The following is a 25,755-nucleotide window of genomic DNA, read 5'->3' as shown; positions in this document are numbered from 1 at the left end:
TACTAACTACATAGCATCTTAACGCTTTATTTTAAGCAACGAAAAGAGAACAAAAATTAAGAAAATAACTTATTATGTAATTTTTCTACCGTTTCATTTGCTTGCGCTTCGTTCACCAAAAAGCATAAATTATGCTCACTAGCTCCTTGGCAAATCATTCGCACATTAATACCAGATAACGCATCAAATATGCTGGTACCAACACCGTTAGTTTTATGAATATTATTACCCACGACAGCAATTAGCGATAAACCATTTTCTACCGACACTTCACAAAGTTGTTCTAGTTCTTCTACTACGGTTGAATTTAACAAAGCTTGTGTAGAGCCTGAAGGATTATCAAAAGTCATCGCAACACTTATTTCTGAAGTGGTGATCAAATCAACACTTAATTCATGCTTAGCTAATACGGCAAAAACTTTCGCTAAAAAACCACTTGCATGTAACATTGCAGGGCTTTTAACTGTCACCAAAGTTTGCTCTTTTCGTAAAGAAATAGAACGGTAAGTTGGTTTCGAGGCCACTGTTTGTTGAATATAAGTTCCGCCTTTTTCAGGCTCTTTACTTGAACCAACAAAAACAGGAATATTTTTACGCATGGCCGGAATCAAGGTGGCTGGATGTAAAATTTTTGCGCCAAATGTCGCCATTTCAGCCGCTTCACCAAAGCTGATTTCTTTTATTGCTCGTGCTTGATCAGTAATACGGGGATCTGTTGTGAAAATTCCAACCACATCTGTCCATATTGCTAAGTTTTTTGCCCCCAAGGCTTCAGCGATTAAAGCGGCACTATAATCTGAACCGCCTCTTCCTAACGTTGTGGTATGGCCGTCAGCCGTTTGACCAATAAATCCTTGAGTAACAATCACTTGATCGTTAAGTTTTTCGGTTAAAAATGTTGCTGTGCACTTGGCTAACTTGTCTAAATCAACAACCGCTTGGCCATACAGGTCATTGGTTTTCATGATTTGTTTAACATCAAAGGTATGGCCATTAACGCCAATTGATTGCAGCACTTGAGCAAATAATAATGAGCTCATTTGCTCACCAAAAGATAATATTGCATCGGCTATACGAAGGCTATGGTTTAATGATTGAGCTTGTGCATAAGCGGTTAATTCATTTAATAGCCCGTTTATTTTTTCCTCTAACGGTTCGCTATTTTCAATTTCAGCCAAAATGTTCAATTGAATATTTTTGATGCTTTCAAGCAATTGTTGTTGCTCAGCTTCACTGACGTTAGCTTGACTTAAACGAACAAGATAATTGGTAACCCCTGAACTTGCCGAAACAACGACCACACGATTTGCAGGATCATTTTTAATGATCTGTGCACATCGAAGCATGGCTTGATGATCAGCAACACTTGTACCACCAAATTTAGATACGGTTATTTCTCGAGCTTGATTGTTTATCAAAGATGACATGAAAACACTCCATCGATCAATCGTGATAAATGATTAGAATAAAAAGAGCCGTGCTGGCTAATGTTAAAAATATAAGAAGGTTTAAAAACCATAGTAGGTCTCCCTATTTGCTAAGTTATCTTAACAATATTTACATCAAGGAAGAGCATGACTGAATGAAGAGATGTATTAAAAGTACAAAGCTTAACTTTTCAGCCAGAAGCTCTCCACCCTATTCTACTTAGCAACATTGCCAAGTAGAGGTGACAATCCTAAGGATTCAACCTTAGTGACCGAGTATCAGATACCACGGCTCTGAATACCCTCGGCAATAGTCTCCCTCAATAACAGTCATAGGAATGTGGTTTCCTCGGGTTATTTACCTAGCTATTGCTCCTCTTCTGGAGCGTTAAATTAGTTAATACCCAACGAGTGGTTCCAATTGGAGTATTTAGTCTAATTTAACAGCGGGCTAATTAAACCCCATTTGTTACGATAAATCAATACACTGGATGTCTAAATTATCTGCAATGATAAAATAAAGAGGAAGATTTTAAGACCAGGTACTGAATTTAAATAAAAAGCTTGTTAAAATTATCTTTTATTTACTGTCTGTTGAAGAAATAAATGGATTTGTTTTTACTGAAAAAAATCATTGGTTTTTTAATAATGCCGTTAAGCTTAATATCGTTATTATTAATAATCGCTTTAATTTTATTTTATAAAAAACCGTCGCTTAGTTTTAAATGTTTGCTTACTGCCAGCTTCCTATTGATTTTATTATCAACAGGGTATGTTTCTGATCGTGTTATGCAACCATTAGAAAATAATTTTGCCAGTTATCAATACACTGAAAAGCCGATTGATTATATTGTTATTTTAGGTTGTGGTAACACGAGTAATCCTGATCTTCCTGCGACCTCCCAGTTATTCCCTTGCTCATTACAACGTTTAGTTGAAGGGTTAAGAATATTTAAATTACACCCTGAAGCACAATTAATTACCTCTGGCGCTGCTTTTGACGATAATGATTCAAATGCGACAAATGTTAAAAAAGCAGCCATGTTATTAGGTGTTCCAGAAAGCAAAATTATTGTTGAAAGCTTTCCCAAAGATACTGAAGAAGAAGCTGAATTAATCGCGCCAAGAGTGCAAGGTAAAAATGTTGTTTTAGTCACAAATGCTGATCATATGTTAAGAGCTGTAAATTATTTTAAACAACACGGTATTGATGTTATCCCAGCTCCCGCCAGTAATTGGGTGAAAAATATCGATGGTTATAAAAATTGGTCGTACTATTTACCTAAAAGTCATAACTTAACTCAGACAACCAATGCTTGGTACGAAAGCATCGGATTATTAGTTCAATGGTTAAAATCTGACAGTTAAAAGATGACAATGTAAAAGTGAAGATTAAGCTTTTTGTTCTTCTATAAATAGACAGAAAGCTTAATCATTAAACTAGTTACAGTTACAGTTACAGTTACACAGGATTATCAATATCAACAAACTGAACGTCTATAGATAATTCTTGCTGTAAATATTCACCTAACGCCTTAGCGCCATACCTTTCAGTGGCATGATGACCCGCAGCAAAAAAGTGAATATCCATTTCACGAGCTACATGAGTAGTTTGTTCAGAAACCTCACCAGATAAAAATGCATCTATGCCCTGCTCCGCGGCAAGTTCGATATAGTTTTGTCCACCACCACTACACCAAGCAATAGTTTTTATTGGTTTGTTCGATGGCGGCGCAATATGCAAGCATTCACGCTGTAATTGTTTATTAATTCTGGCCGATAAGTTTGATGCAGAAATAGTTTGAGAAAATACCCCTTGTACAGCAACACTTAAGTTATTTCCTAGCTCAAGAGGACCTGTAGGGGTTATGGCTAATAACTTGGCTAATTGGGCGTTATTGCCTAATTGAGGATGAATATCTAACGGCAAATGATAAGCAAAAAGATTAATATCATGCGTCAATAATGCTTTGATCCTTTTATGCTTCATACCACGGATCACATAAGACTCATTTTTCCAAAAATAGCCATGATGAACAACAATCGCATCAGCGTTTTCTTCAATAGCACGATCGATTAATGCTTGTGTTGCCGTAACCCCTGTAATAACTTTCTGAATGGTGTCTCGGCCTTGTATTTGTAAACCATTGGGACAAAAATCTTTGATCTGTTCTGGCTTTAATAAATCATTTAAATATCGTTCAAAATCGTTTCTAGTCATTTGGTAGAACTCGTAGTATTTTATAGCGACAATCTTAGCTAATTTACGCCCGTAAAATCAGCATAAATTTATATTATTTACACTTATTTTGCTGACGAGAGGAGTTTAATGTTGAAACATTAACTGGATTAAGTTGAGTACGTAATTTCCACTTCGGTTTGATAGGCGTTAAAGGTAAAACTCGTTTTTTAGCGACTATCACATAAATAGAGCCAAAACTTGGGAAAAATCGTTGGGCGAATTTTCGACAATGTCTAGCAATAAAACCCTGACTAATATTGGTGGCTAACGTTGAATGTAAGCATCTTTCGTCCATTAGAATTTCATAGCCCATTAAATGCAACCAATCTTTTACCCGCATTGCAGAGAAAAAGCGTTCACTCCAAGGAGAATGTTGCCTTCTAAACGGAATAAAACTATTAAGCCCAGCTAAACTAAAAGGATTATATCCTGAAAGTACTAAGTAGCCATTCGGTATTAAAGCTCGATTGGCTTCTCGAATTACATGGTGGGGATCTAACGAAAACTCTAAGGCATGACTTAAAACACAAACATCTACACTATGTTCTAGAAAAGGCAAATCATCTATTTCTGCATAAACTGGCACATTTTGACTTTGAGCAACTTTTTGATGTTCTAATAAAGCCACATGATGTTTAATTGGGCACCTTTGACTATCAACAAAGCTGCTCAACGCCCCTATTTTCAACAAATGATAACCAAAAAATTTAGGCCACCAAGGCGCTAAAAGTTGGTTGATTTCAGCAACTATTAATTCCCCATTAGGTAATTCAAGCCAAGATGCAGGTGAATGAGGTTGTCTAAATGCGAGTGCTGGTTTCATGGTATTTTAAACTCAGTAAGTATCGGTTAACTATAAAACTATTGGATAACTTGCACAAATGTTACCGGTAAATAAAATCGTTACAATTTAACTAGTCACAGTATAATAACCTGAAAGTTATAAAGGGGCAGCCATGAATACCCAACAATCGACAGCTAAAAATGTAATTTCACCTATAAAAGCATTCTCTGATAATTATATTTGGGCAATTTCTGCAAACCATTGTGATCAGCTTATCTTAGTTGATCCTGGTGATGCTAATGTTTGTATCGAATATCTTGAAAAGCATCACAAAACGCTGTCCGCTATATTCATCACTCACCATCATGCTGATCATATTGGTGGCATTGAGGCACTTCATCAATATTGTCAAGATAAAGGTTGGCAGATAGAGGTATACGCACCTTTGCACGAAAACATTCCTTTTGCGACACAAAAATTACAACAAGGTGATACAGTTGAGCTGCCAACATTTGATTTAACTTTTAATATTATTGATTTGCCAGGTCACACCTTAGGTCATATTGCTTATCATGCAGACGATATTTTATTTTGTGGAGACACATTATTTTCAGGTGGTTGTGGCAGAATTTTTGAAGGTACGCCTCAACAAATGCACACTTCATTAACTTGTTTAAAAGAGCTTCCGGAAAGAACCCGTGTTTACTGTACACACGAATATACATTAGCCAATCTTACTTTTGCTTTAACGGTTGATCCCACGAATATTGAACTAGTTCATTATTATAACCAAGTACAAGAACTTAGAGCGGCAAATAAAGTGACTTTACCCTCGTCGATATTAAGAGAAAAACAAATTAACCCCTTTTTACGTTGTCATGACGAAAAAATTCAAGCCAGTGTGCAAGAATATAGCCAACAAGCAATGAACTCAGTACTTGAAACCTTCACCAGCTTACGTCGTTGGAAAGATACCTTCTAATAGCTTATAGAAAAATATATTTGCTTAATCGGTACATATATTTTTCTATGCTTGTTGATCCTTAACTTCAAATAAGTGACACTAAACATCAAGTATTCATAGTTAGATTTTTCATGAAATATATATCTTTTTCACTTTCCGCCGCTATCGCCTTAGTGGGTTGTCAAAGTACAACACCAAATCAAGGTTTATCAGCTAATAACAACCAAGCAACTAATACGCTCTTACTTGAAAATATCGCTTCTCCTGTTGATATTAGCCAAGCACTGCTCGCTGATGAAACTGCAGATGTGATACATCCCGTGAATGACGTTGAAATTTCATTATCAGAAGACGTCAATGTGAGTGACGATGTCTGGCAACGCATCAGAGAACAATTAACCTTTCCCATCGAACAAAACCGTCGTGTTGTTGTACAAAGAAATTGGTACGCAAAAAATCAAAATTATTTAGATCGCGTAGCTAAACGAGCAAAGCCGTATATGCACTTCATAGTTGAAGAACTTGAAGCTGCCAATATACCGCTTGAAATGGCCTTATTACCTATCGTAGAAAGTGCATTTGATCCTTTTGCTTATTCTCATGGTAGAGCTTCTGGCATGTGGCAATTTGTACCAGGTACCGGTACTCGTTTTGGTATGAAACAAAACTGGTGGTATGACGGCCGTAGAGACGTTATCGCATCAACAAAAGGTGCCATTAAATATCTTAAATATTTACATAAGTTTTTTGATGGTGATTGGCTATTAGCACTTGCTGCTTATAACTCTGGCGAAGGTCGAGTTCAAAGAGCGGTAAAAAATAATGCTCGACGTAATATGCCAACAGATTTTTGGTCGCTTGATTTGCCTAAAGAAACAAGAGCATACGTGCCTAAACTATTAGCATTAGCAGATTTAGTAAAACGCCCTGCTGATTTCAATATTAAATTTTTTGAAATCGAAAATAAAAGTGTTATTACACCGGTAGATATTGGCTCCCAAATTGATTTAGCAAAAGCAGCTGAGCTTGCTGATTTACCTTTAGAAGAACTGCAACATTTAAACCCAGGCTATAATCGCTGGGCAACAGACCCTAAAGGGCCACATTATTTAGTAATTCCAAATCATAAGGTAGAGAAATTTAAAGCTGGTTTGAGCAAACTCAGCAAGGAAGATCGCTTAGCTTGGCAGCGTTATCAAATTAAAAATGGAGATAGTTTAGGAAGAATAGCGAAAAAATTTAATACCGACATTGGCGTGATCAAACAAGTTAACAATATTCGCGGTAATAACATTCGTGCAGGTAAGCATTTATTAATTCCTGTGGCGGCAAAATCGCTTGATACTTACATATTGTCTCAAGATCAACGATTAGCAAAAAAACAAAATACACCTAGAGGCAATGAAAAAATTATTCATACGGTAGTCTCTGGTGATAATTTTTGGGACATTAGTCGCACCTATGGCGTTAATTATCGTCAATTAGCGAAATGGAATGGCATGGCGCCAAGAGATACCTTAAAACTTGGCCAAAAACTTGTTATTTGGAAAAAAGCTAAGATAGCAAAAGACAGTTTATTATCAGCACAAATGTCTCATAATGACCAAGCAATCATGCGAAACATTACCTATAAAGTAAGGCGTGGTGACTCCTTCGCAAGAATCGCAGATAAATTTAATGTTTCAATTAAAGATATTGAACGTTGGAATCGACTCAATCGAAAAAAGTATCTGCAACCTGGACAAATGCTTAAATTATCGATCGATGTCACGAACGCAATTTAACATAAAATAATAGTAGAAATAACCTCTTTGACAGAGCCCTAACTTGTTAGTTTTAAAACAGTTTAGCTACAAAACTGTGCTTTAAGGTTAATAAGGGCTTTGTTATTTTGTTCCTTTCAAAGAACAAGAAAACCAGGGCATTGTCTTTTTGAATTAAGATAATTGCATGCGAGTTTCTTGGCTAGTTTCTTAGTACTACTAACACCAAGCTCACCAGCATACAATGCAACGCCTTGTTAACCTTGGTTATATATGTTGATCGATGAGTATTGAATTACCATCGGGGTCTTTCAAAGAAAAACTCGAAGGACCACTGTCGCCGTTAATCGATTTCTGGATGATATTTACACCTTGAGCCTCAAATTCTCTTAAAAGCTCTCTAACATCCGTATATGATTCGAGTGTTTTACCATTTTGATCCCAACCGGGATTGAATGTCATAATATTTCCTTCAAACATCCCTTGAAATAACCCAAGGGTATGTTGACCATTTCGAAGTATTAACCAGTTTTGAGATTGATCTCCACCAATGATTTCAAAACCTAGTTTTTGATAGAAAATTTTTGATTCTTCGATGTTGTTTACCGCTAAGCTGACTGAAAATGCACCTAATTCCATTCTACACTCCTTGGTTCTATTGTTATTTTGTTATCTTTTTTTACTCTTCTATTCTAATGCGCTTTTATTTTTTTGCGCTTTCACGCTTATATTAACAACAAAAATTATATAGCGAAAAAAATGAGGATACTGAAAGTAATTCCGCTTTTAATTTTTTTGTTCTAGTGATTTAATTTCTAATTTCAATTACGTTAGGATGTTTATTACAAGAGTATTCATGATAAATATCATCAAGATAAGTCGCTAATTCACTTACCTGTAAATCTGACGGAATCACAACATCATAGACTCTAGAACGAATACTTATATCTGATTCATTAAACAATTGCCATTACTGATTTACTTTATGGAAAGACATTGTTTTGCCAAAGACACTAAACTTGATTTTCACTACTTATTTGTCCTAGATTCATAACACTCTACCAACAAGCGAAATAGTTAATTAACTTGAACGATGTTAGATAAAAACCAACGGTTTTAAATTGAATCCAAACTGATTAAACATTGACTTTGTATTTTAAATCATTAACTTCATCACCAGTGACACCGCGGAATCCCCAACAATGTTTAGGTTGCTCTTTAATCGTAATTTCTACGTCAACCGGAGATATATTTAGCTCTAATTCAATTGCTAAAAACAATGATTTAATTAAAGATTTTTTAGTTTCAATTTGACGACCTTCCATCATATTGATTTCGATAACAATATAATTATCTGAACGCCCGCCTGGATAATAAAAGTCTGATTTATTCATTGGAATAAAGCGGTGCGCTCTTTTATCTTCTGGCATTTTTAGTATAGATTGCATCGATTTATGAATAACATCTGAAAGTTGTGCTTTAATTGGGTTTAAATTTTCTTTTATTCCATAGACGACAACCATGCCTAAACTTCCCTATATACGTATAACGCCTCGTTAAGAGGTAAAATTATTGCTTAAAAATTGACGATGAAAAACTTAAAACCAACGGTTCAAGATCTTATTAAATAACTTGCCAGCAGTTTTTATCTAGTCTTAAGATTAGCACTAGATAAACTCTTTGTAATAGATAAATTTTGATACCAATTGTTAAAGACAAGATCTAATGACTTTATTTCTAAAGTACCAAAATCATAATTTCTAAATTTAGATAATACAGCCATAAGTTGGTGATTATTTTTAAACGGTGCACGAAATCTTACTGCAGTTATATGGGCTGTTGATAATTTATAACGTGAATCAATTGTGGTTTTAAGTTTAGAGCCATTAAAGTTTGCCCGTAAAGAATCCCTCAAATGGTTTAACTGTTCACTTTCAGGAAATCCTTGAATTAAAATACAAGATGAGGAAACTGTAATACCTTTAAAATTAATGGTAAATGGTTCAAAATCTAACATTGTTTCTTGGAATATTGCGGAATAATCTTCGACATTAATACTTGATAATTTAAACCCAACAAAACAGGAAATAACCGATAAGATAGTTAAATGCAATTCACTTCTAGGGTAGTAATACTGCTCCGGCTCTATAACTTGCAATTCGTTTAGAAAGTTAGTTATGTTTTCACTAACCGAGTTATCAAGATAAGATAATACCGTAATTCCTCTTCTCATGTCTGATTGGTCATGAATTAAATCATCTATTTCACAATTATTATTGTGAAATTTGTCAATTGAATTTAGCCACATTTGAGAATATAAGTTTTTAAGATCGGGCATACTTGATTAATCACTTACGTACATAACGCGATACTAAAAAAACATTAAAAGTTGGCGAAAATATTGAGCGATGTAATAACCCTCAACTTTGAGCTGACTCGCTAAATTGGCTTGTTTGGTTTTATCTTTCAACATGCTTTAAAAAATATTCGTGCTTTATAGAACCAGAACAAACCTCCCCCTCTTTACTTCCCTCTAACCACTCTTTCAAAAACGCAATACGTTGAAGCATGAGCCTTGTTTTATAACTGGAATAACACATTGGAAAAACACTACCGTAATACAAGGCTTCATCTGCTTTAGGAAACTTTAAATTTAAATCTAACTCAAGTTGAGTTTCCCAGTTTTGTTGAGATTGTTCTAAGTTACTAAGAAATTTAACCTCACCTTTATATAGCCTTTGAATCTCTAATATAACTCGCTGCATTTCTAGCTCAGCTTTTTTATTATTTACTCCCGCACATCGGTTTAAGTCAAGCTGACTCATTGCTGTGTCATAACAGACCGAAGTATCAACAGAATAAACATTTAAACTAAACAATAACGTTATTAAACAACTAATTTTGGCATTTAACACTAAACTTCCTCAGTAAACCTAACGTCTACAATAAGCGTTTATTAATAGTTTGTTAAAGCTATCGCGAAACATAGCCGAACTCACTTTTACGCTCCTGCTAAAACAACTCATTACACCTTTATTCACAACAACTTATTTGATAATGCCTTTCAACATTTTGTGTTACTTCACCCCACTTAGATGACTTAGCCCTAGCTTGGTGATTATCAAACGCAGACTGGTTTATGAATTCTTCGTAAACATTAAATTTGTTAAGGTTATTATCATCGGGCTCAACTTCAAAAATTAAACATCCATCTTCTGCTAAAGTAAGTTTTTTGTGAGTTTTTAATTCAGCTTTTACCGCTTCAAGATCTGAATGTGGTACGACGATAAATCCCTGTAATATAACTTTAGTCAACACTAAGCTCCTGTAATACAAAACGGCCTGTTATACCGCTATTTACTGAGCTTTTGCCATACTTCATACTCTACTCGTTTATCATTTTCCCATCTTGAACTGAACCATTTATCTCCCTCTATTCTATATTTAAATACGTATTTTTTACCTTTTGGGGAATTAAATGATGTATAGGTAGGTGACTCTATGTATTCGTTATCTGTTAACGTAAAAGTGCCTGCACCTGAGCTCCAAAACTTATCACCAGACATACTAACAAAACTAAAATGAGTCTCGTTAATCACTTTTAATGATTTCAAATTAAGCGTTTCATAATTTATCAAGTTACCTTCGTGATCAATATACTCACCTGAAACAAGTGTCCAAGTACCAGAAAAAATATTTTCATTGGCATTCACTGCAAAAGACACGATAACGGCTAAAATGATATTAATAACTTTCTTCATACTACAAAAACCTTTGTAAGATATAACGCCTCATTAAGAGACAAAAATTAGTTGGCTATAAAGTCGAGCAAAATCAAGCCACTGTTACGTATTCTAATTAATTTTGATTGTTATACGCTTCCTTCCGATTCTACGACTAAGATTCTTGCCTCTCCGCGAGGGTGGGCAACATGCTCAGTTCCTATAGAAGCATAAAATATATCACCAGTTTCCAGCACTGTTGATTGCTCAACTCCATTTTCCTTAAATAACATCTCAACAACGCCATCTAAAACAACAAATACTTCTTCGCCATCGTTTACATGCCACTTATAAGGTTGATCAGTCCAATGTAATCGCGTCGTAATGCCGTTCATATTAGCGATGTTTATTGCACCCCAAGCACGTTCAGGTTTGAACGCTTTACATCTAATTATTTTCACGTAAGCTCCCAATTATGAATAAGCATATAACGTCCCACTAACAAGCAAATACCAGTTAATTAACAAACGAAAATTGAATAAAAATCAACTGTTGCGTGTCCCTGTCTATTTAGTTGTTTGTTTATAAATTAATTATGCAAGTAAAATTCAGTAATAGCTTTTGCGTAAGAAGCTGAATCTTGGTTTGCATCATTGCACAACACTATCGTGGATAGATTCTTTTTCGGTATCCGAAGGTAAAATGTTTGAACACCTAACCAAGCCCCACCATGCATATAGGCATCATAACCATCGACTTTAGTTACAACTTGCCCATTTGCGTATAAACCACCAGAAACTGAAAAATTACTATTAGGTGTATTTAATAGTACCATTAATTGTTGAGGATTTTTTCCAAGACTAGGGTTATAAAAATGCTGATCCCACTTTAATAAGTCATCAAGGTTAGTATGTAGACCTCCATCACCAACCCAAAATAGATTTGTCATATCAGTTTGGTAGCCACCTTTATCATTCTTTTTATAACCACTCGCTCTGTTTTTGACAATCTCTGTAGGATCATCACTATAAAAAGTATCATTCATCTCAAGGGGCTGAAATATACGTTTATTTGCATAATCCCTTAAACTTTCACCAGAAACCTCTTCAACTAACATTGAGAGTAAAAAGTATGCAAGATTACTATATTGCCATTTTTTATTAGGCTCGTGACGTAGCGATACTTTTTTTACAACGTCGTAGAAATCGTCAATAGAGAGATAATCTTCATTGCCTAAACGGAATGGATTTCCCATTGAATTACGTAAATTTAGTCCACCTTCTACTTCGTCTTCTGAATAGCTAGAAATATAATCATAATCAGCCATCCCACTAGTATGCCCAAGCATAGAGTTTATGGTGATTTTACTTCCGTAATCTTTTAATTCCGGTAGGTGTTTTCTAATATCATCATCTAAATTGATTTTTCCTTCATCTGCTAATAGTAATACAGACATGGCGGTAAATTGTTTTGAAACCGAAGCAATTCGATGGATATTATTACCGTCTAAACTTGCCCCTAGTTCCAAGTTAGCCAAGCCATGCCCTTTTTTATAAACAAATTTACCATTATGGATAACACCGACATTACAGCCGGGCGCATTATTGTCATCTATAACACTAAATAATTCGTCGACTTTTTTTTCTAAATCTTTCGCTATTGATGGTGTAGGCAAAAGAGCTAGCAATATCATTCCTGTTACTAATTTCATTGTAATCCTTTTCACTTTAAAAGTTGCGAGAGCACATAACGGCCAAAAAAATGGGCTAAAACACTTAGTTATAATAGTGAATGCCATGAACAAAACCAAGTGTTTACCGTTTGTTTAAGCTACTTGTATGACATACTGACGAGTAACAATTAAGCATACTACTACGAATGATATATTTATCGATGCTCGAATCAACCAATGATATTCACGGTATGAAATACCTAAATACTTTGTAGTTAAAACTATAAAGCTCATAAAGGTAAACCATGGTGTAAAAAGAAACGTTAATTTCCATTGTACTACCGTTATAGCCAAGTCATGTAATGCTCCACTAACAGCAAAAGTCATAATAATTGCTAGCCAGGTTGGAAGTAGTTGCCTCAATGGTTTCATTACTTTACGAGAAAGGTAATACCCCCATATTGGGTTCCAATATTGCCAAAACATATAAAACGAACTTGCACCTAACGAACGCTTAACCATATTAGTCATAGAACCAGGTGCGCCAAGAGCTACGCCATTACGCTTTTTCACGTATTCTGATAGTGTAATAGTTTTATGCATGCTGACCTTGTATGCCTAACGCCGTTTTAAGCGACAAATTGCTATTGGCTAAAATTGTTGAACCCACTGCTAACAACCAACTGTAAATTTTCCTGCTCGATTGACTTGTTATGAGCTACTTCGCCACCTTGTACAAATAAACATACATGAACATTTTGGAGCACAACATGGATCCGATAAGTTTTACCTAAGCGAGAGCAAATTTAGCAAGCACAATGACGAATGTTTGAATAACCATGCCCCAATAAGTTTTACCCTATAGTGATCAAGTTGCAACTTACTCATAATTAAATACCATTCGATGAATATATCAAATTACACTTGCCTATTTACGCCAAACCGTATTACTTAGATGAGAATACTTATTCATGGACAATAGAGCAGGAAAAACAATAACAAGCCCTAACATGATAAATGCAACTTTAATTATGACTGTGTTACCGAAACTTATTATTAAATAAAATGAGAAGGATAAAGCCCCTAAGCTAACTATCGAAAAAAAATAAAAAACACCTCGCCAGAAATAACGATTTAAGATGGGTTTATTTAACACACAACCAACATAAGCCGTTATTAATAACATCGCGATTATTATTGGTAAATATCGGCTTGCAAACCCACCAGTGTCCATAGTAACTTTCTGAATTAAACGACCTAAAGTTACAGCTAACAGTAAGCTAACATAAAACCAGTGATAAATTCGCATAAGCTTCCTTAGTAACTAATACTTAATTAACAGGCAAAAAGTTTGTTGGCTAAAATGTATAGCTAAGCTAAACCAACTAACTGTATATTTCCTGCTTGAACAGCTTGAAAGAGTCCTATTTCTTTTCCTTTACTATATTAGGGTAAAGCCAACTAAAAAAAGCATTACAAAACTCATAAATGACAAGGTAAACACCAAGAAATATAATAAATTTAATTAAATCAAAATCATCAGAAATAAAGTTATACTTAAACCCTGCTTTATGAAAAATAGACAATGTTAAAAACATGCTAAAAAACAATGTCATATAATTTGCTAGGCTTGATTGATTTCCTTCGCTTTTTGAATTTTTCACCAGACTCTCATTTCCAAGCTAACGACCCATAAACGGGCAACAAAATAGTGGGTTATAATTAGCGACGAAGGAGCAAAAGCCAACTGTATTTTGTCCTTGTTTAACTGCTTGTTAGATTTTATACGCTAATCAGGATTGAAACTGCACTGTTCAAACCTACATTAATTGTCAATTAGTTCTCGAAAGTCGTAGTTTATATCCGTGTATTTCCGGAGAGTCTGGATCGAGCAACTTAAGGGCATCAATCATTCCTGCTATTCCAGCTTTGTTGGGAGCATTGAAGAGAATAATTAACCCATCACCACTCCCTTCATAATAATACGCTAGCGAGACTACCGTCCAGTTAGTACCTCTGTGACCAATAAGTTTATCGTTTTGCAATTGGGATATGCTCCACCCTAATCCGTAACCAAGTTTGGTCGGACATTGAATCTCGCTAGTGTCACCACAATCAATATCGCTTTGTGTAAACTGTATACCTTGCATCTTATTTCTATCTTGTTTGAGATTAAGATTTAACCCTTCGCCAGCCATTGATGAAATTAATAACTTCGCATAGTCGGCTACTGTTATAACCAAATTTGCCGCAGCAGAATAGCTCCCCTCTTCTTTACAGTAACCTTGGGGATGACAATAATACCCATAGAATTTTCCATTTTTATCTAACGGTTTTGCGATACGAGTGAAGTTTTTCTTATGTACACCAATTGAGGCATTGTCCATACCAAGGGGGTCAAAGACAGTCGATTGAACCAGTTTCTCGAATGGCACTCCTATTTTATTCTCGGCATACTTCGCCAAATATTCATAACCTTCTCCTGAATAACCAAAAGTTGTTCCGGGCGTATTGACAAAGTCTAGTTTTCCATCGTTAGAAAAATAACGCCAATTCATAAATCCGCTAGTATGGGAAAGTAACATTCTAGGTGTTAATTGGTGAAGTTTTGGATTACCCATTAGATCTGGATCTATCCAGTATGGTGCTACTGATTCATCAAGCGAGAGTTTACCCTGCGCAATGAGTCTTAGTATGGTTTCTGCGGTTACTGTTTTCGTCAATGATGCAACGTCAAATAATGTATTGGCTGATGCAGGAATACCTGGAGATTGAAATCCGTACTGGTTCTGCCATATAACTTTACGATCTTTGATCACTGCAACACCAGCAGTATTAATTTTGTGTTTTTTAATCAACGCTAAAAAAGAAGTATCTAACATTAAAGCCCGTGAATTTGATATATTTTCAATATCAACATTCTTAAATACAGTTTGAGCATTAGTATTCATGCAGACCAAAATAAATAGCATAGAAAAATTGATTAAAAGTTTATTTATCATCATAACTTATGAACTCTGTGAAAAATCTAACGCCCATATTAACGGGCAAAGTAACGTTGACTAAAATTAGCGACGTAGGAGCAAAAGCCAACTGTATTTTGTCCTCATTAAAGAGCTTTTTAGAAAGCTATTTACGGCTAGGCTCAAACGAGTCATATCTTGGTAGCTTAGCATCCAGTTCTTCCCAATTTGCTTTTGAAGAAACAAAATTATGAGAGATTGGGCGTTCTTCTATATCTGAATCAAGAATACCCAATCTTAGTCTATAACGTGTAGGATCTTGTTCATTTGAACTATAAACTGGAGAGCCACAATTAGTGCAGAAATGCCTATGTTTACCTGGTTTAAATGAAAATGAACTTAAGCTATTCTTGCCTGATACAATCTCTAAATCTAAAGAGTTTATGAAACCATTTGTGGCAAAAGCTGTACCGCTATTTTTTCTGCATAAAGAACAATGACAGTGAATAATGTCACTGATTTCACCATTTATTTTTATTTGCACTTCGCCGCATAAACATTTGCCTAGATACATAATTCGATATTCCTACAGCTCTCTAACGCCCGCATAAGGGGCTGATAATAGTTTGCTAAAATTGTGTAGCGCAGCGAAACCGAGCAAACTGTTAGCAGTCCCGCTTGAAATTCTTGTATGGATAATACACCCACTTTGTTATGCTGTTTACTCCGATAAAAACACCTTACCATGTGAACATAAAAGTTTATTACTCGAATCATCGACAAAGCTTGAACTTACTGGACCATGATTTAAAGTTTTGATTGTTGTAGCTAATCCAGTGAAACTCTCAACCAATGCTTTTCCGCCTGGAGTTGAACTAGTACCAACCTCTGATAAAGTACCCAGTGGAGACAACTTAACTGTAAACGTTGATGTTTCAAAAAACGCAGGATCATATTGAATCATATATTCGTTATCAGGATCGGGGATTAACTTTTCTTCTGTAACTACCGTTGGAACGCAAGCTTTATCACCATCAGCACCAGCAAAATGTGTTACTACTCCTTTAGAGTCTAAAACCCGATCTTGCGTATAAGTTTCAGTATATTTTAATAAGGGACGATACGTAATCCCTTTGTAAACACCTGTGCACTTTCCATCATCCTCTACACACGTAGAACTTTTTGAAGTATGTGTATATAAGTTTCCAGCACATCCAGATAGAAGGCCTGTAACAACTGCGATAGAAGTCAAAATTTGTAGTTTCATGATTTATTCCTTTAAGTCTCTGAAAAAACTACTAGCAAGTCGCCCAGAGTCTCAACTTACCAACTGCAAATTTTCCTGCTTGATTGCCTTGTTATGTATCGTTAACTCTATTTTCTATTGAACTCTTCAACTATAGAATTAACTCGTTTGTTTACCTTAACACTCTTAGAATAACCATCTTTCACTAAGCTAATAGCGAAAACGAAAAGCAAACCCAAGTAATTAGAAAACATCTCTGTTTCGAAATAAAAGAAGTGAACTAAAAAAAATAAAATTATGCAAACAGCATAAATTATATACATTTGAGTTTGCACGAAGTGCTTTAAGGTCAGCAATCAAACCTTTATTATTCTCGATACTTTTGTCCATGTACAAAAACTCCATTAGATACATAACGCCTTGCTAAGAGAGAAATAATGGTTGGCTATAATCGCGGAGCGATGGCCAACCATTATTTTTCCTTTTAAGCAACTTGTTATATTTTTTATGCCACAGCAAAATTTACTGCATGAACATTTGTTAAGTTAATTTGTTGTTTAGCATGCCAAAGATCATAGTTATCTTGCATTGCTAACCAACTCTCAGGAGTTCTGCCAATTGCCTTAGACAAACGAAGTGCCATTTCAGGTGAGATAGCACTTTGCCCTTTTAGAACCCTATTTAAAGTAGATGATGCTACATCTAGTTGTTTAGCCAAATAACGACAGCTAAAACCTGCTGGTTCTAGGTATACGTCGTAAATAAACTCTCCAGGGTGTGGCGGGTTATGCATAGTCATTAGTGATAGTCCTCATAGTTGAGAATATATGCATTACCATCGATGAATTCAAAAGTAATGCGCCAGTTACCATTTACAGTAATAGACCAAATCCCATCCCGATCCCCTTTTAGTGGGTGCAATTTAAAACCGGGTAAATTGATATCATCAATTTCTTGTGCGGTATCTAATGCTGTAAGTTGCATCCGTAATTTACGTTGATGCTTAGCCTGAATTCCAGCAACACTTCCTGTTTGGAAGTATTTCTTGAGGCCTTTGTGTTTGAAAGATTTAATCATGACACAAGTATAGCGTGATGCGCATCACTCGTCGATAAAAATATAACGCTTTGCTAAGCGGCTAAAAATAGTTTGGCTACAATAACGAACGAAGTGAGGGAAGCCAACTGTTTTTGTCCGTTTAAGCAACTTGTTAGTTGCCTTGGATTAATTGCAGTGCTAACATTTGTGAGCACAACACTAATTAAGGTAACTTATTATGGACACTCGCATTCAATTTAGAGTTGATGAAGAAACGAAACGTTTGGCGCAACAAATGGCCGAAAGCCAAGGCCGTACTCTTAGCGACGCATGCCGAGAACTTACAGAAGGTTTAGCAGAAGAACAGAGAAAAACTATAAGCCATGATGCATGGTTATCGGAACAAATAAATGCAGCATTTGACAAGTTTGATAACGGAAAAGCTAATTTTATTGTACATGATGAAGCAAAAACATTAATGGAAGCAAGAAAACAAAAAATCCGTAATAGAGACAAATCATGATCTTTTGGGAAGAAGAATCACTAAATGATCGTGAAAAAATATTTGAATTTCTTTTTGATTTTAATCCAAGTGCAGCAGAAAAAACTGATCAAACTATTGAAGCTAAAGTTGAAAACTTAATAGAACACCCACTAATGGGTGTTAAAAGAGACATTTTTCGTGGAAGAGTGTTAATCATTCCTGAAATATCAATGATTGTTTCTTATTGGGTTGATGGTGATACGATTAGAATAATGCGAGTTTTACACCAAAAGCAGAATTTCCCACCAGAATAAAGGCAACTAACGCCCCAATTAGGGGCTAAAAATTGTTTGCTAAAATGTGAAGCGAAGCGGAACCGAGCAAACTGTTTTTAGTCCCGCTTAATTGGCTTGTTAGCTGGAAATTGAACACAGAAACTCGATGTGCTCCATATAACCATACTTACTATAATTATTTGAATAATAATTCATAAAGCCATGTAAATATTCTACTTTTTTAGTTTTAACATTATCTTTTTCAGCAATATTACTTTGTAATTCCGCAACATCAAAGTGAGGTTCACTTTTCGGGAATACCAAATTTATTTTAAAGCGTGGCTCTATTTTTGTGAAGTTCCTGATTTGTGAGCCGTAAAAGCAATATGCTTGATTGATAAAGCTATTACATTCTATTTCTGACAAGCGCCAAATAGCAGTAGCTCCAACACTAAAGCCTATTAATGTTGTTTGTTGATTAATTGATTTAACCGCTTTTAATAAATGAAGTAGGTAATTATCTGCACCAATTTCATTTACGAAATATGAATATGCATTGGCCTCATCTTTAAACTCCATCATTTGACCTGAATATGGATCAACAATAGAGTTTGCTCCTAGTTTTTTACTTATTTCTAATAAGGCTGACGTAACACCAAATACATCCGTAACTAGGATTAGACTCATAAACCTTTTTCCAGCTAACGCCTCGTTAAGGGGCTAGAAATTGTTGGCTAAAATGTTGAGGAACGAAAACAGCCAACTGTTTTTTGTCCGTTTAATTGCCTTGTTATGTTTCGAGGATTATACTAAGACCTAAATAAAGACCACTTTAAAGCACTGAGAAGCGTATGACTACTAGAATATTAACTGAAGCCGCTGCGAGCATTAGTGAATTGAAAGCTAACCCAATGAAAGTTGCTATGAGCGCAAATGGTGAAGCAATTGCTGTTTTAAATAGAAATGAACCTGCTTTTTATTGCATACCAGCAGATACTTATGAATTTATGATGGATCACATGGAAGATCTTGAGCTATTGAGTATTGCTGAATCTAGAAAAAGTGAAGAGAGCATAAAGGTTAGTTTAAATGACCTATGAGTTAGAATTTAAAAAAACAGCGCTGAAGGAATGGAAGAAGCTTGGTTCAACCGTACAGCAGCAGTTTAAAAAGAAACTAGGTGAAGTTTTAGAAAACCCACATATCCAAAGTGCTAAATTATCAGGTGCCAATGAACTTTATAAAATTAAATTGAGACAAGCTGGATATCGCCTAGTTTACGAAGTAAATGACTCTATCATTACCGTCACTGTGATTTCAGTAGGAAAGCGCGACAAAGGAAAAGTCTACAAAGTTGCAATGAAACGCACAAGCTAGAGAAATATAACGCTACAATAAGCGGAAAATTATAGTTGGCTAAAATGTTTGAGGAACGAAAAACAGCCAACTGTAAATTTTCCGTTTGATTGCCTTGTTAGCTGTTTACACAATACTTGAGCGGTTTACCGCCTTCACTACTTTTAAACAACTGAATAATTTAAGACTTTACCCTACCTTAAAAACAACACCAAGAAAAAGTGCGAATTAAGATGAATGTAAAAAAATGGATTGAAGAATTGAATAATGAGATTTAAAAATCCATTTTATTCGTTAAAAACCAATCCTTGTTTTTACACTCAAAGATAAAGACAGCTAACGCCCCAATAAGGGGCTGATATTAGCTTGCTAAAATGTGTAGCGAAGCGGAACCGAGCAAGCTGTTAGCAGTCCCGTTTTAATTGGCTTGTTAGCTGTTCTTTTTATCTTTATCGATTATTGACGCATAAGAGTACCCATAAATGAACGTTGGTAACCCCCAAAGTAAAAATAACCATTTTGAATGTTCTGGGTAAATATATCCTATTGAAGATAGTAACATTCCAACACCAAATGAGTATTTCATAAATAAATCGTATTTAGGTAATACTTTTTTATAAAAAGAAAAAGTGCGATCGAAATAAAACAACAATATAACTACAATCGAAGAAACTAATGAAATTTCTAATTCACCGTTACCTAAAGCAATGACCGGAATCATTAGGCAACCCAAGGTGTATGTAAACAATCTATGATGATTCGAATTTTTGAATTTCGACACTATTTCCTCTATGAACTGCTAACGCTACAATAAGCGGAAAATTATAGTTGGCTAAAATGTTTGAGGAACGAAAAACAGCCAACTGTAAATTTTCCGTTTGATTGCCTTGTTAGCTGTTTACACTATACTTGAGCGGTTTACCGCCTTAAATACTTATAAACAACTGAATAATTTAAGACTTTACCCTACCTTAAAAACAACACCAAGAAAAAGTGCGAATTAAGATGAATGTAAAAAAATGGATTGAAGAATTGAATAATGAGATTTAAAAATCCATTTATTCGTTAAAAACTAATCCTTGTTTTTACACTAGAAGATAAAGACAGCTAACGCCCGCATAAGGGGCTGATAATAGTTTGCTAAAATGTGAAGCGAAGCGGAACCGAGCAAACTGTTAGCAGTCCCGTCTTAATGCGCTTGTTAGGCATACTATGCTTGCTGTTTACGATTACGAATATCTTTCAGCATTTCTTCATGCCCAGTGAAATCATTTTTATTAAAAATAGAATCTTCTTTTATTTCTAAAGATTTCATGATTCCAAGAATATTTTCCATTTGAGCCTCGTAATCCAATGAAACCATTTGCACATATAATAAATGTTCTTCTAAAGTAACTGGGCGCTCAGTCTTTTCTATTTTTGGTTGAAGAAGTAAGCCATAGTTAGATTGATGCATTTTAAATTTTGCATATGAAGCCTTTAAAAGTCCTTGTAAAGACATATAGACTGACGCTTTACTATTTTTACGCTTCTCTATAATAAATAGTATTACTGATACTACTGTCATCATATATGCGATCACTTGATCAATCGGTAAACTCATAACTATCCTTATGTATGCCTAACGCCCCAATAAGAGGCAAAAAATAGTTGGTTAAAATAAGCGACGAAGGAGCAAAAACCAACTGTATTTTGTCCTGCTTGATTGCCTTGTTAGGCTGAATTGCCCAATAGTTTTGTTAATTTTTTTATAGCGTCAGGACGATTTTTAGCTGAAATAAAGTGTGATGGTAAATGCATTAAAAACTTTAAACTCTCAGGGTAATCTTTTTTATCTCTATGCTTAGAAGTAACAAAACTTAAAGTTGCAATAACATTATCTCTATTCCAAGCCCAAAACAACTTACCTTTTATCTCAGCTTTATAGTAGGCATCGTTAGGCCACGAAATCGTTGTTTTTCCTTGAGTGCCACAACTTGAACACTTATATAATCCAATTCTTTTTTTGTGAACGTTGTTTCGAATTATTCGCAATCCACCACTTGGCATTTGTTTTTCAATAGGATCTGATGGAGTTTCAAATAAGGCTTCATTTTCGCATTTTGGACACATAACTGAAAATTCAGAAGGATTTGTAAAATAATCATAGATATGTGACATGAACTTTCCTTTTCAGCCTAACGCCCGCATAAGGGGCTGATAATAGTTTGCTAAAATGTGAAGCGAAGCGGAACCGAGCAAACTGTTAGCAGTCCCGTGCTTAATGCGCTTGTTATGTTTTTAACGTGCTTGTTCGTAGGTAAATATAGTTTCAGCTTTAATTACAAACTTTGTAATTATATTGTCCCAATGTTCTGGCGCGCCTAAAATTGCAGGGTTACTTTCAGCGTGGCGACGTAAAGCATTTTCAAAAGAGTCTATATCAACAGACGCGCCTAGTTCAGCTACTATATTATGCATAGCAACAGAAAAGCGTTCTTGATCCATTGGATGTGTTGTATGCCATGTTGGAATTCCAGCCCAACCTTTAATTAATTCGTAAATTCGATCTTCCATAAGAACTCCATACTCGATAGTTGATGAAAACATAACGCCCATTTAAGGGGCTAATAATTGTTTGCTAAAATGTGTAGCGAAGCGAAACCGAGCAAACTGTTAGCAGTCCCGCTTTAAATTCTTGTTAGGTGTTTGTTACTACGGAGTTTTTTGTAAAGCACTTACCTGTAGAAGCTCCAAATACCAAACCTAACAGTAATAAAATAGTTTCTATTATAAAAACCATAAACACAATGTTTTGAAAAACAATTAACTCTATTGTTATCGAAACTATTGTAACTAAAATCATGATACAACAAGCATGTGTATAAGGTTTAATTGGATATTTAATTGTCATTACAAAAAACACAACAAAACCGATAGAAAACGAGGTTAACCATTGAACATATGAATACCAATAAGGCAATTCATTTTGCCATGATTCATTAGAGCCAATCATGTATCCGAAAGTAATACCAGAAGCAACTAAAGCTAAGAAAAGAATTATGCTAAAAAGATTAACCTGCTTCCAATTCACGAAACTCTCCAAAACACCTAACGCCCTCGTTAATGGGCAAAATAAAGTTGGCTAGAATAAGCGACGAAGGAGCAAAAGCCAACTGTATTTTGTCCTTGTTTAACAGCTTGTTAGCTGTATTTGCTTTTTAGTTGGATTAACAAATTTGTCCGAGCTATTTCAAGAACAAATGAAACAACCACCACTAAAATTGAATGAATTATATAACCTAACCCGACCAATGGATCGGATGAACAACTTGACTTAAGGGTTTCACAATACAAGAAGTCGACAAAGAATGTAGATGATATAGCTAAAAAAATTAATAGTAAAAATCGAAATAACGACACCAATTTTAGTAAATGTATAATTAAAACTATTAAAATTGATGGAAATAAAACGTTTAATATTCCTTCCATGGTATACCTCACATGCTTATACAGCTAACGCCGTTTTAAGCGGCAAATTGCAGTTGGCTAAAATAAGTGAGGCACGAACAAAAAGCCAACTGTAATTTGTCCGACTTGAAAACCCTTGTTAGCCTGCTTTTACACTCAGTTATTAATCTTCTTTTTCGGAATCTTGCTTTTTTTGCATACTAACTCCCAAAACAATACCTATTGCAATTCCAACTGCCAATCCTGCGCCAACATTTCCCATAGAAGAACCAATTGCTAAACCTACACCGACGCCAAGCGCGAGACCAGCTGCAACTTTATTTGATTTAGTTCTCTTTTTATCTGAAGCCAATTGATTTCTCCTTAAATGTAAATTGAGTCAACTCATTTCAAGCTGGCTAACGCCCATATTAACGGGCTAAGTAACGTTGGCTAACATTGTGAACGGAGTGAACGTAGCCAACTGTTACGTGTCCGGTTGAATTGCTTGTTATATAAATACTTGCTACATCATTACGTTAACAACCTTTTTATAAGCTAGCAACTCACATAACTTATTGAGCCTTTACCCACCGCAACGTAAACCTGAATGGGAATATTACAGAATTAACTCTTAAACTTGCCGAAGGACTAACAAAAGTAAAACCTAAAATACACCCAAAGAATTCATTGCCAAGTTTCAATTAAAACACCAATATCTGAGAAACTTTTTATCGAATTAGTTGCGGTATATAACGCCCATATTAACGGGCAAAGTAACGTTGGCTAACATTGTGAACGGAGTGAACGTAGCCAACTGTTACGTGTCCCGTTGAATTGCTTGTTATATAAATACTTGCTACATCATTACGTTAACAACCTTTTTATAAGCTAGTAACTCACATAACTATTTGAGCCTTCACCCACCGCAACGTAAACCTGAATGCGAATATTACAGAATTTACTCTTAAATTTGCCGAAGAACTAACAAAAGTAAAACCTAAAATACGCCCAAAGAATTCATTACCAAGTTTCAATTAAAACACCAATACCTGAGAAACTTTTTATCGAATTAGTTGCGGTATATAACGCCCATATTAACGGGCAAAGTAAAGTTGGCTAACATTGTGAACGGAGTGAACGCAGCCAACTGTTACGTGTCCCGTTGAATTGCTTGTTATATAAATACTTGCTACATCATTACGTTAGCAACCTTTTTATAAGCTAGCAACTCACATAACTTTTTGAGCCTTTACCCACCGCAACGTAAACCTGAATGAGAATATTATGGAATTTACTCTTAAATTTGCCGAAGAACTAACAAAAGCAAAACCTAAAATACACCCAAAGAATTCATTACCAAGATTCAAATAAAAGCACCAAAACCTGAGAAATTTTTTATCGAATTAGTTGCGGTATATAACGCCTCACTAAGAGGCAAAAAATAGTTGGTTAAAATAAGCGACGCAGGAGCAAAAACCAACTGTTATTTGTCCTGCTTTAGTGACTTGTTATATACATTATTTACCAATCATTTTAGATTTTATATACGATACTAAAATACTACAACCTAATGGAATGAAACTATAAAAACATATAAAAATAACACCTACACCAAAATACTGCGATGGCGGGTAAGGTAAAAAATAAGTAAGATAAATTATCTGACTTAATGCAACACCCAAATATAAAAGTAAGAAACATGCTAGTGACAAATATTTAGTATTTAATACACCTGTAATTACACCAATTAGGATTAAGGATGATAAATAATACAAACTTCCTGAATCCCAAGGTTCAATTTTTCCAATCATCTCTGGGGAGATAAACCATATAATAAAGCCAAATATAAATGGCAACATAAAGTTTATTAGAAAATCCTTTTTCATACGCCAAACCTCAAAATGTATATAACGCTTCAATAAGCGGAAAATTATAGTTGGCTAAAATGTTTGAGGAACGAAAAACAGCCAACTGTAAATTTTCCGTTTGATTGCCTTGTTAGCTGTTTACACAATACTTGAGCGGTTTACCGCCTTAAATACTTATAAACAACTGAATAATTTAAGACTTTACCCTACCTTAAAAACAACACCAAGAAAAAGTGCGAATTAAGATGAATGTAAAAAAATGGATTGAAGAATTGAATAATGAGATTTGAAAATCCATTTTATTCATTAAAAACTAATCCTTGTTTTTACACCCAAAGATAAAGACAGCTAACGCCCATATTAACGGGCAAAGTAAAGTTGGCTAACATTGTGAACGGAGTGAACGCAGCCAACTGTTACGTGTCCCGTTGAATTGCTTGTTATATAAATACTTGCTACATCATTACGTTAACAACCTTTTTATAAGCTAGTAACTCACATAACTATTTGAGCCTTCAC

General features: G+C 35.0%; 34 protein-coding genes and 1 riboswitch. Of the genes, 7 read left to right on the top strand and 27 right to left on the bottom strand.

The window, feature by feature from the left end:
* Positions 1 to 56 precede the first annotated feature (56 nt).
* The gene (gene lysC / locus Q4493_RS16040) at positions 57 to 1,427 is read right to left on the bottom strand and encodes a lysine-sensitive aspartokinase 3 (RefSeq protein ID WP_303454784.1); all 1,371 of its coding nucleotides are present in this window, start codon (positions 1,425 to 1,427) and stop codon (positions 57 to 59) included.
* A 191-nt stretch (positions 1,428 to 1,618) separates the two neighbouring features.
* Positions 1,619 to 1,815: riboswitch (Lysine riboswitch) on the bottom strand.
* A 362-nt stretch (positions 1,816 to 2,177) separates the two neighbouring features.
* On the opposite strand from lysC, the gene Q4493_RS16035 reads away from it, so the two are divergent.
* On the top strand, positions 2,178 to 2,795 hold the full coding sequence (locus tag Q4493_RS16035) for an ElyC/SanA/YdcF family protein (RefSeq protein ID WP_303454781.1): 618 nt from the start codon (positions 2,178 to 2,180) through the stop codon (positions 2,793 to 2,795).
* 94 nt (positions 2,796 to 2,889) lie between these two features.
* Here the strand turns inward: Q4493_RS16035 and Q4493_RS16030 are convergent, their stop codons facing one another.
* Complete coding sequence (locus tag Q4493_RS16030) at positions 2,890 to 3,648, bottom strand: Nif3-like dinuclear metal center hexameric protein (protein ID WP_303454778.1); 759 nt, start codon at positions 3,646 to 3,648, stop codon at positions 2,890 to 2,892.
* A 73-nt stretch (positions 3,649 to 3,721) separates the two neighbouring features.
* Positions 3,722 to 4,492, bottom strand: coding sequence for a class I SAM-dependent methyltransferase (locus tag Q4493_RS16025; protein WP_303454776.1), 771 nt, complete (start codon positions 4,490 to 4,492; stop codon positions 3,722 to 3,724).
* A gap of 133 nt (positions 4,493 to 4,625) precedes the next feature.
* Here Q4493_RS16025 and gloB point away from each other — a divergent pair, with 133 nt between their 5' ends.
* On the top strand, positions 4,626 to 5,435 hold the full coding sequence (gene gloB / locus Q4493_RS16020; RefSeq protein WP_303454773.1) for a hydroxyacylglutathione hydrolase: 810 nt from the start codon (positions 4,626 to 4,628) through the stop codon (positions 5,433 to 5,435).
* Positions 5,436 to 5,548: 113 nt separating this feature from the next.
* A complete protein-coding gene (locus Q4493_RS16015; protein WP_303454770.1) occupies positions 5,549 to 7,201 on the top strand; it encodes a LysM peptidoglycan-binding domain-containing protein in 1,653 nt (550 codons plus the stop codon).
* A gap of 246 nt (positions 7,202 to 7,447) precedes the next feature.
* Here Q4493_RS16015 and Q4493_RS16010 read toward each other — a convergent pair whose 3' ends face one another.
* The 16 genes from Q4493_RS16010 to Q4493_RS15935 all read right to left on the bottom strand — a co-directional run bounded on the left by Q4493_RS16010 (position 7,448) and on the right by Q4493_RS15935 (position 17,860).
* Entirely contained in the window at positions 7,448 to 7,819 is a 372-nt protein-coding gene (locus Q4493_RS16010; protein ID WP_303454768.1) for a VOC family protein, read from the bottom strand.
* Positions 7,820 to 8,316: 497 nt separating this feature from the next.
* Positions 8,317 to 8,703: a tautomerase family protein gene (locus Q4493_RS16005; RefSeq protein ID WP_303454766.1), complete on the bottom strand. Its 387-nt coding sequence runs from the start codon at positions 8,701 to 8,703 to the stop codon at positions 8,317 to 8,319.
* A gap of 122 nt (positions 8,704 to 8,825) precedes the next feature.
* Positions 8,826 to 9,518: a 2'-5' RNA ligase family protein gene (locus Q4493_RS16000; protein WP_303454764.1), complete on the bottom strand. Its 693-nt coding sequence runs from the start codon at positions 9,516 to 9,518 to the stop codon at positions 8,826 to 8,828.
* 121 nt (positions 9,519 to 9,639) lie between these two features.
* Positions 9,640 to 10,095 carry a lysozyme inhibitor LprI family protein gene (locus Q4493_RS15995; protein ID WP_303454762.1) on the bottom strand — a complete coding sequence of 152 codons (456 nt, stop codon included), beginning with the start codon at positions 10,093 to 10,095 and terminating at the stop codon, positions 9,640 to 9,642.
* Positions 10,096 to 10,213: 118 nt separating this feature from the next.
* Complete coding sequence (locus Q4493_RS15990) at positions 10,214 to 10,498, bottom strand: putative quinol monooxygenase (protein ID WP_368506790.1); 285 nt, start codon at positions 10,496 to 10,498, stop codon at positions 10,214 to 10,216.
* Positions 10,499 to 10,533: 35 nt separating this feature from the next.
* Positions 10,534 to 10,941, bottom strand: coding sequence for a hypothetical protein (locus Q4493_RS15985; RefSeq protein WP_303454760.1), 408 nt, complete (start codon positions 10,939 to 10,941; stop codon positions 10,534 to 10,536).
* Between the two features lie 110 nt (positions 10,942 to 11,051).
* On the bottom strand, positions 11,052 to 11,363 hold the full coding sequence (locus Q4493_RS15980; RefSeq protein WP_303454758.1) for a cupin domain-containing protein: 312 nt from the start codon (positions 11,361 to 11,363) through the stop codon (positions 11,052 to 11,054).
* 128 nt (positions 11,364 to 11,491) lie between these two features.
* The gene (locus tag Q4493_RS15975; RefSeq protein ID WP_303454756.1) at positions 11,492 to 12,613 is read right to left on the bottom strand and encodes a serine hydrolase; all 1,122 of its coding nucleotides are present in this window, start codon (positions 12,611 to 12,613) and stop codon (positions 11,492 to 11,494) included.
* A gap of 114 nt (positions 12,614 to 12,727) precedes the next feature.
* On the bottom strand, positions 12,728 to 13,177 hold the full coding sequence (locus tag Q4493_RS15970; RefSeq protein ID WP_303454754.1) for an acyltransferase: 450 nt from the start codon (positions 13,175 to 13,177) through the stop codon (positions 12,728 to 12,730).
* A gap of 325 nt (positions 13,178 to 13,502) precedes the next feature.
* Positions 13,503 to 13,883 (bottom strand): hypothetical protein, encoded by a 381-nt coding sequence (locus Q4493_RS15965; RefSeq protein WP_303454752.1) that lies wholly within the window; start codon positions 13,881 to 13,883, stop codon positions 13,503 to 13,505.
* A gap of 115 nt (positions 13,884 to 13,998) precedes the next feature.
* Entirely contained in the window at positions 13,999 to 14,238 is a 240-nt protein-coding gene (locus Q4493_RS15960) for a hypothetical protein (protein WP_303454750.1), read from the bottom strand.
* 168 nt (positions 14,239 to 14,406) lie between these two features.
* Complete coding sequence (locus tag Q4493_RS15955; RefSeq protein WP_303454748.1) at positions 14,407 to 15,579, bottom strand: serine hydrolase; 1,173 nt, start codon at positions 15,577 to 15,579, stop codon at positions 14,407 to 14,409.
* 124 nt (positions 15,580 to 15,703) lie between these two features.
* Positions 15,704 to 16,111 carry a GFA family protein gene (locus Q4493_RS15950; RefSeq protein ID WP_303454746.1) on the bottom strand — a complete coding sequence of 136 codons (408 nt, stop codon included), beginning with the start codon at positions 16,109 to 16,111 and terminating at the stop codon, positions 15,704 to 15,706.
* Between the two features lie 147 nt (positions 16,112 to 16,258).
* Entirely contained in the window at positions 16,259 to 16,804 is a 546-nt protein-coding gene (locus tag Q4493_RS15945; protein ID WP_303454744.1) for a hypothetical protein, read from the bottom strand.
* A 484-nt stretch (positions 16,805 to 17,288) separates the two neighbouring features.
* Positions 17,289 to 17,582 (bottom strand): HigA family addiction module antitoxin, encoded by a 294-nt coding sequence (locus Q4493_RS15940; RefSeq protein WP_242286581.1) that lies wholly within the window; start codon positions 17,580 to 17,582, stop codon positions 17,289 to 17,291.
* Positions 17,582 to 17,860 carry a type II toxin-antitoxin system RelE/ParE family toxin gene (locus Q4493_RS15935; protein ID WP_303454740.1) on the bottom strand — a complete coding sequence of 93 codons (279 nt, stop codon included), beginning with the start codon at positions 17,858 to 17,860 and terminating at the stop codon, positions 17,582 to 17,584. The genes Q4493_RS15940 and Q4493_RS15935 overlap by 1 nt, the downstream gene beginning before the upstream one ends.
* A 199-nt stretch (positions 17,861 to 18,059) precedes the next feature.
* Between Q4493_RS15935 and Q4493_RS15930 the strand changes: the two genes are divergently transcribed.
* Complete coding sequence (locus Q4493_RS15930; protein WP_189379672.1) at positions 18,060 to 18,344, top strand: damage-inducible protein J; 285 nt, start codon at positions 18,060 to 18,062, stop codon at positions 18,342 to 18,344.
* Entirely contained in the window at positions 18,341 to 18,619 is a 279-nt protein-coding gene (locus Q4493_RS15925; RefSeq protein WP_182224195.1) for a type II toxin-antitoxin system RelE/ParE family toxin, read from the top strand. Before Q4493_RS15930 ends, Q4493_RS15925 begins: the two co-directional genes overlap by 4 nt.
* Before the next feature lie 99 nt (positions 18,620 to 18,718).
* Here the strand turns inward: Q4493_RS15925 and Q4493_RS15920 are convergent, their stop codons facing one another.
* A complete protein-coding gene (locus tag Q4493_RS15920) occupies positions 18,719 to 19,267 on the bottom strand; it encodes a hypothetical protein (protein WP_303454728.1) in 549 nt (182 codons plus the stop codon).
* A 164-nt stretch (positions 19,268 to 19,431) separates the two neighbouring features.
* On the opposite strand from Q4493_RS15920, the gene Q4493_RS15915 reads away from it, so the two are divergent.
* A complete protein-coding gene (locus Q4493_RS15915) occupies positions 19,432 to 19,680 on the top strand; it encodes a type II toxin-antitoxin system Phd/YefM family antitoxin (protein WP_303454725.1) in 249 nt (82 codons plus the stop codon).
* Positions 19,670 to 19,957: a type II toxin-antitoxin system RelE/ParE family toxin gene (locus Q4493_RS15910; RefSeq protein ID WP_303454722.1), complete on the top strand. Its 288-nt coding sequence runs from the start codon at positions 19,670 to 19,672 to the stop codon at positions 19,955 to 19,957. Before Q4493_RS15915 ends, Q4493_RS15910 begins: the two co-directional genes overlap by 11 nt.
* Before the next feature lie 409 nt (positions 19,958 to 20,366).
* Here Q4493_RS15910 and Q4493_RS15905 read toward each other — a convergent pair whose 3' ends face one another.
* From Q4493_RS15905 to Q4493_RS15875, 7 genes are all read right to left on the bottom strand, one after another.
* The gene (locus tag Q4493_RS15905) at positions 20,367 to 20,657 is read right to left on the bottom strand and encodes a hypothetical protein (RefSeq protein WP_303454719.1); all 291 of its coding nucleotides are present in this window, start codon (positions 20,655 to 20,657) and stop codon (positions 20,367 to 20,369) included.
* 489 nt (positions 20,658 to 21,146) lie between these two features.
* Positions 21,147 to 21,539 (bottom strand): hypothetical protein, encoded by a 393-nt coding sequence (locus Q4493_RS15900; protein WP_303454717.1) that lies wholly within the window; start codon positions 21,537 to 21,539, stop codon positions 21,147 to 21,149.
* 110 nt (positions 21,540 to 21,649) lie between these two features.
* Entirely contained in the window at positions 21,650 to 22,096 is a 447-nt protein-coding gene (locus Q4493_RS15895) for a hypothetical protein (protein WP_303454714.1), read from the bottom strand.
* Between the two features lie 120 nt (positions 22,097 to 22,216).
* Positions 22,217 to 22,492 carry a hypothetical protein gene (locus Q4493_RS15890; RefSeq protein ID WP_303454712.1) on the bottom strand — a complete coding sequence of 92 codons (276 nt, stop codon included), beginning with the start codon at positions 22,490 to 22,492 and terminating at the stop codon, positions 22,217 to 22,219.
* Positions 22,493 to 22,616: 124 nt separating this feature from the next.
* The gene (locus tag Q4493_RS15885; protein WP_303454710.1) at positions 22,617 to 23,009 is read right to left on the bottom strand and encodes a hypothetical protein; all 393 of its coding nucleotides are present in this window, start codon (positions 23,007 to 23,009) and stop codon (positions 22,617 to 22,619) included.
* Positions 23,010 to 23,549: 540 nt separating this feature from the next.
* Positions 23,550 to 23,738 (bottom strand): hypothetical protein, encoded by a 189-nt coding sequence (locus Q4493_RS15880; RefSeq protein ID WP_303454707.1) that lies wholly within the window; start codon positions 23,736 to 23,738, stop codon positions 23,550 to 23,552.
* A gap of 1,147 nt (positions 23,739 to 24,885) precedes the next feature.
* Positions 24,886 to 25,254 carry a hypothetical protein gene (locus Q4493_RS15875; RefSeq protein ID WP_303454705.1) on the bottom strand — a complete coding sequence of 123 codons (369 nt, stop codon included), beginning with the start codon at positions 25,252 to 25,254 and terminating at the stop codon, positions 24,886 to 24,888.
* Positions 25,255 to 25,755: the final 501 nt, after the last annotated feature.

Source organism: Colwellia sp. 1_MG-2023, assembly GCF_030546755.1.
GTDB lineage: Bacteria > Pseudomonadota > Gammaproteobacteria > Enterobacterales > Alteromonadaceae > Thalassotalea_H.
Note: the sequence above shows the minus strand (reverse complement) of the source record. Positions and strands in the feature narration are given on the sequence as shown.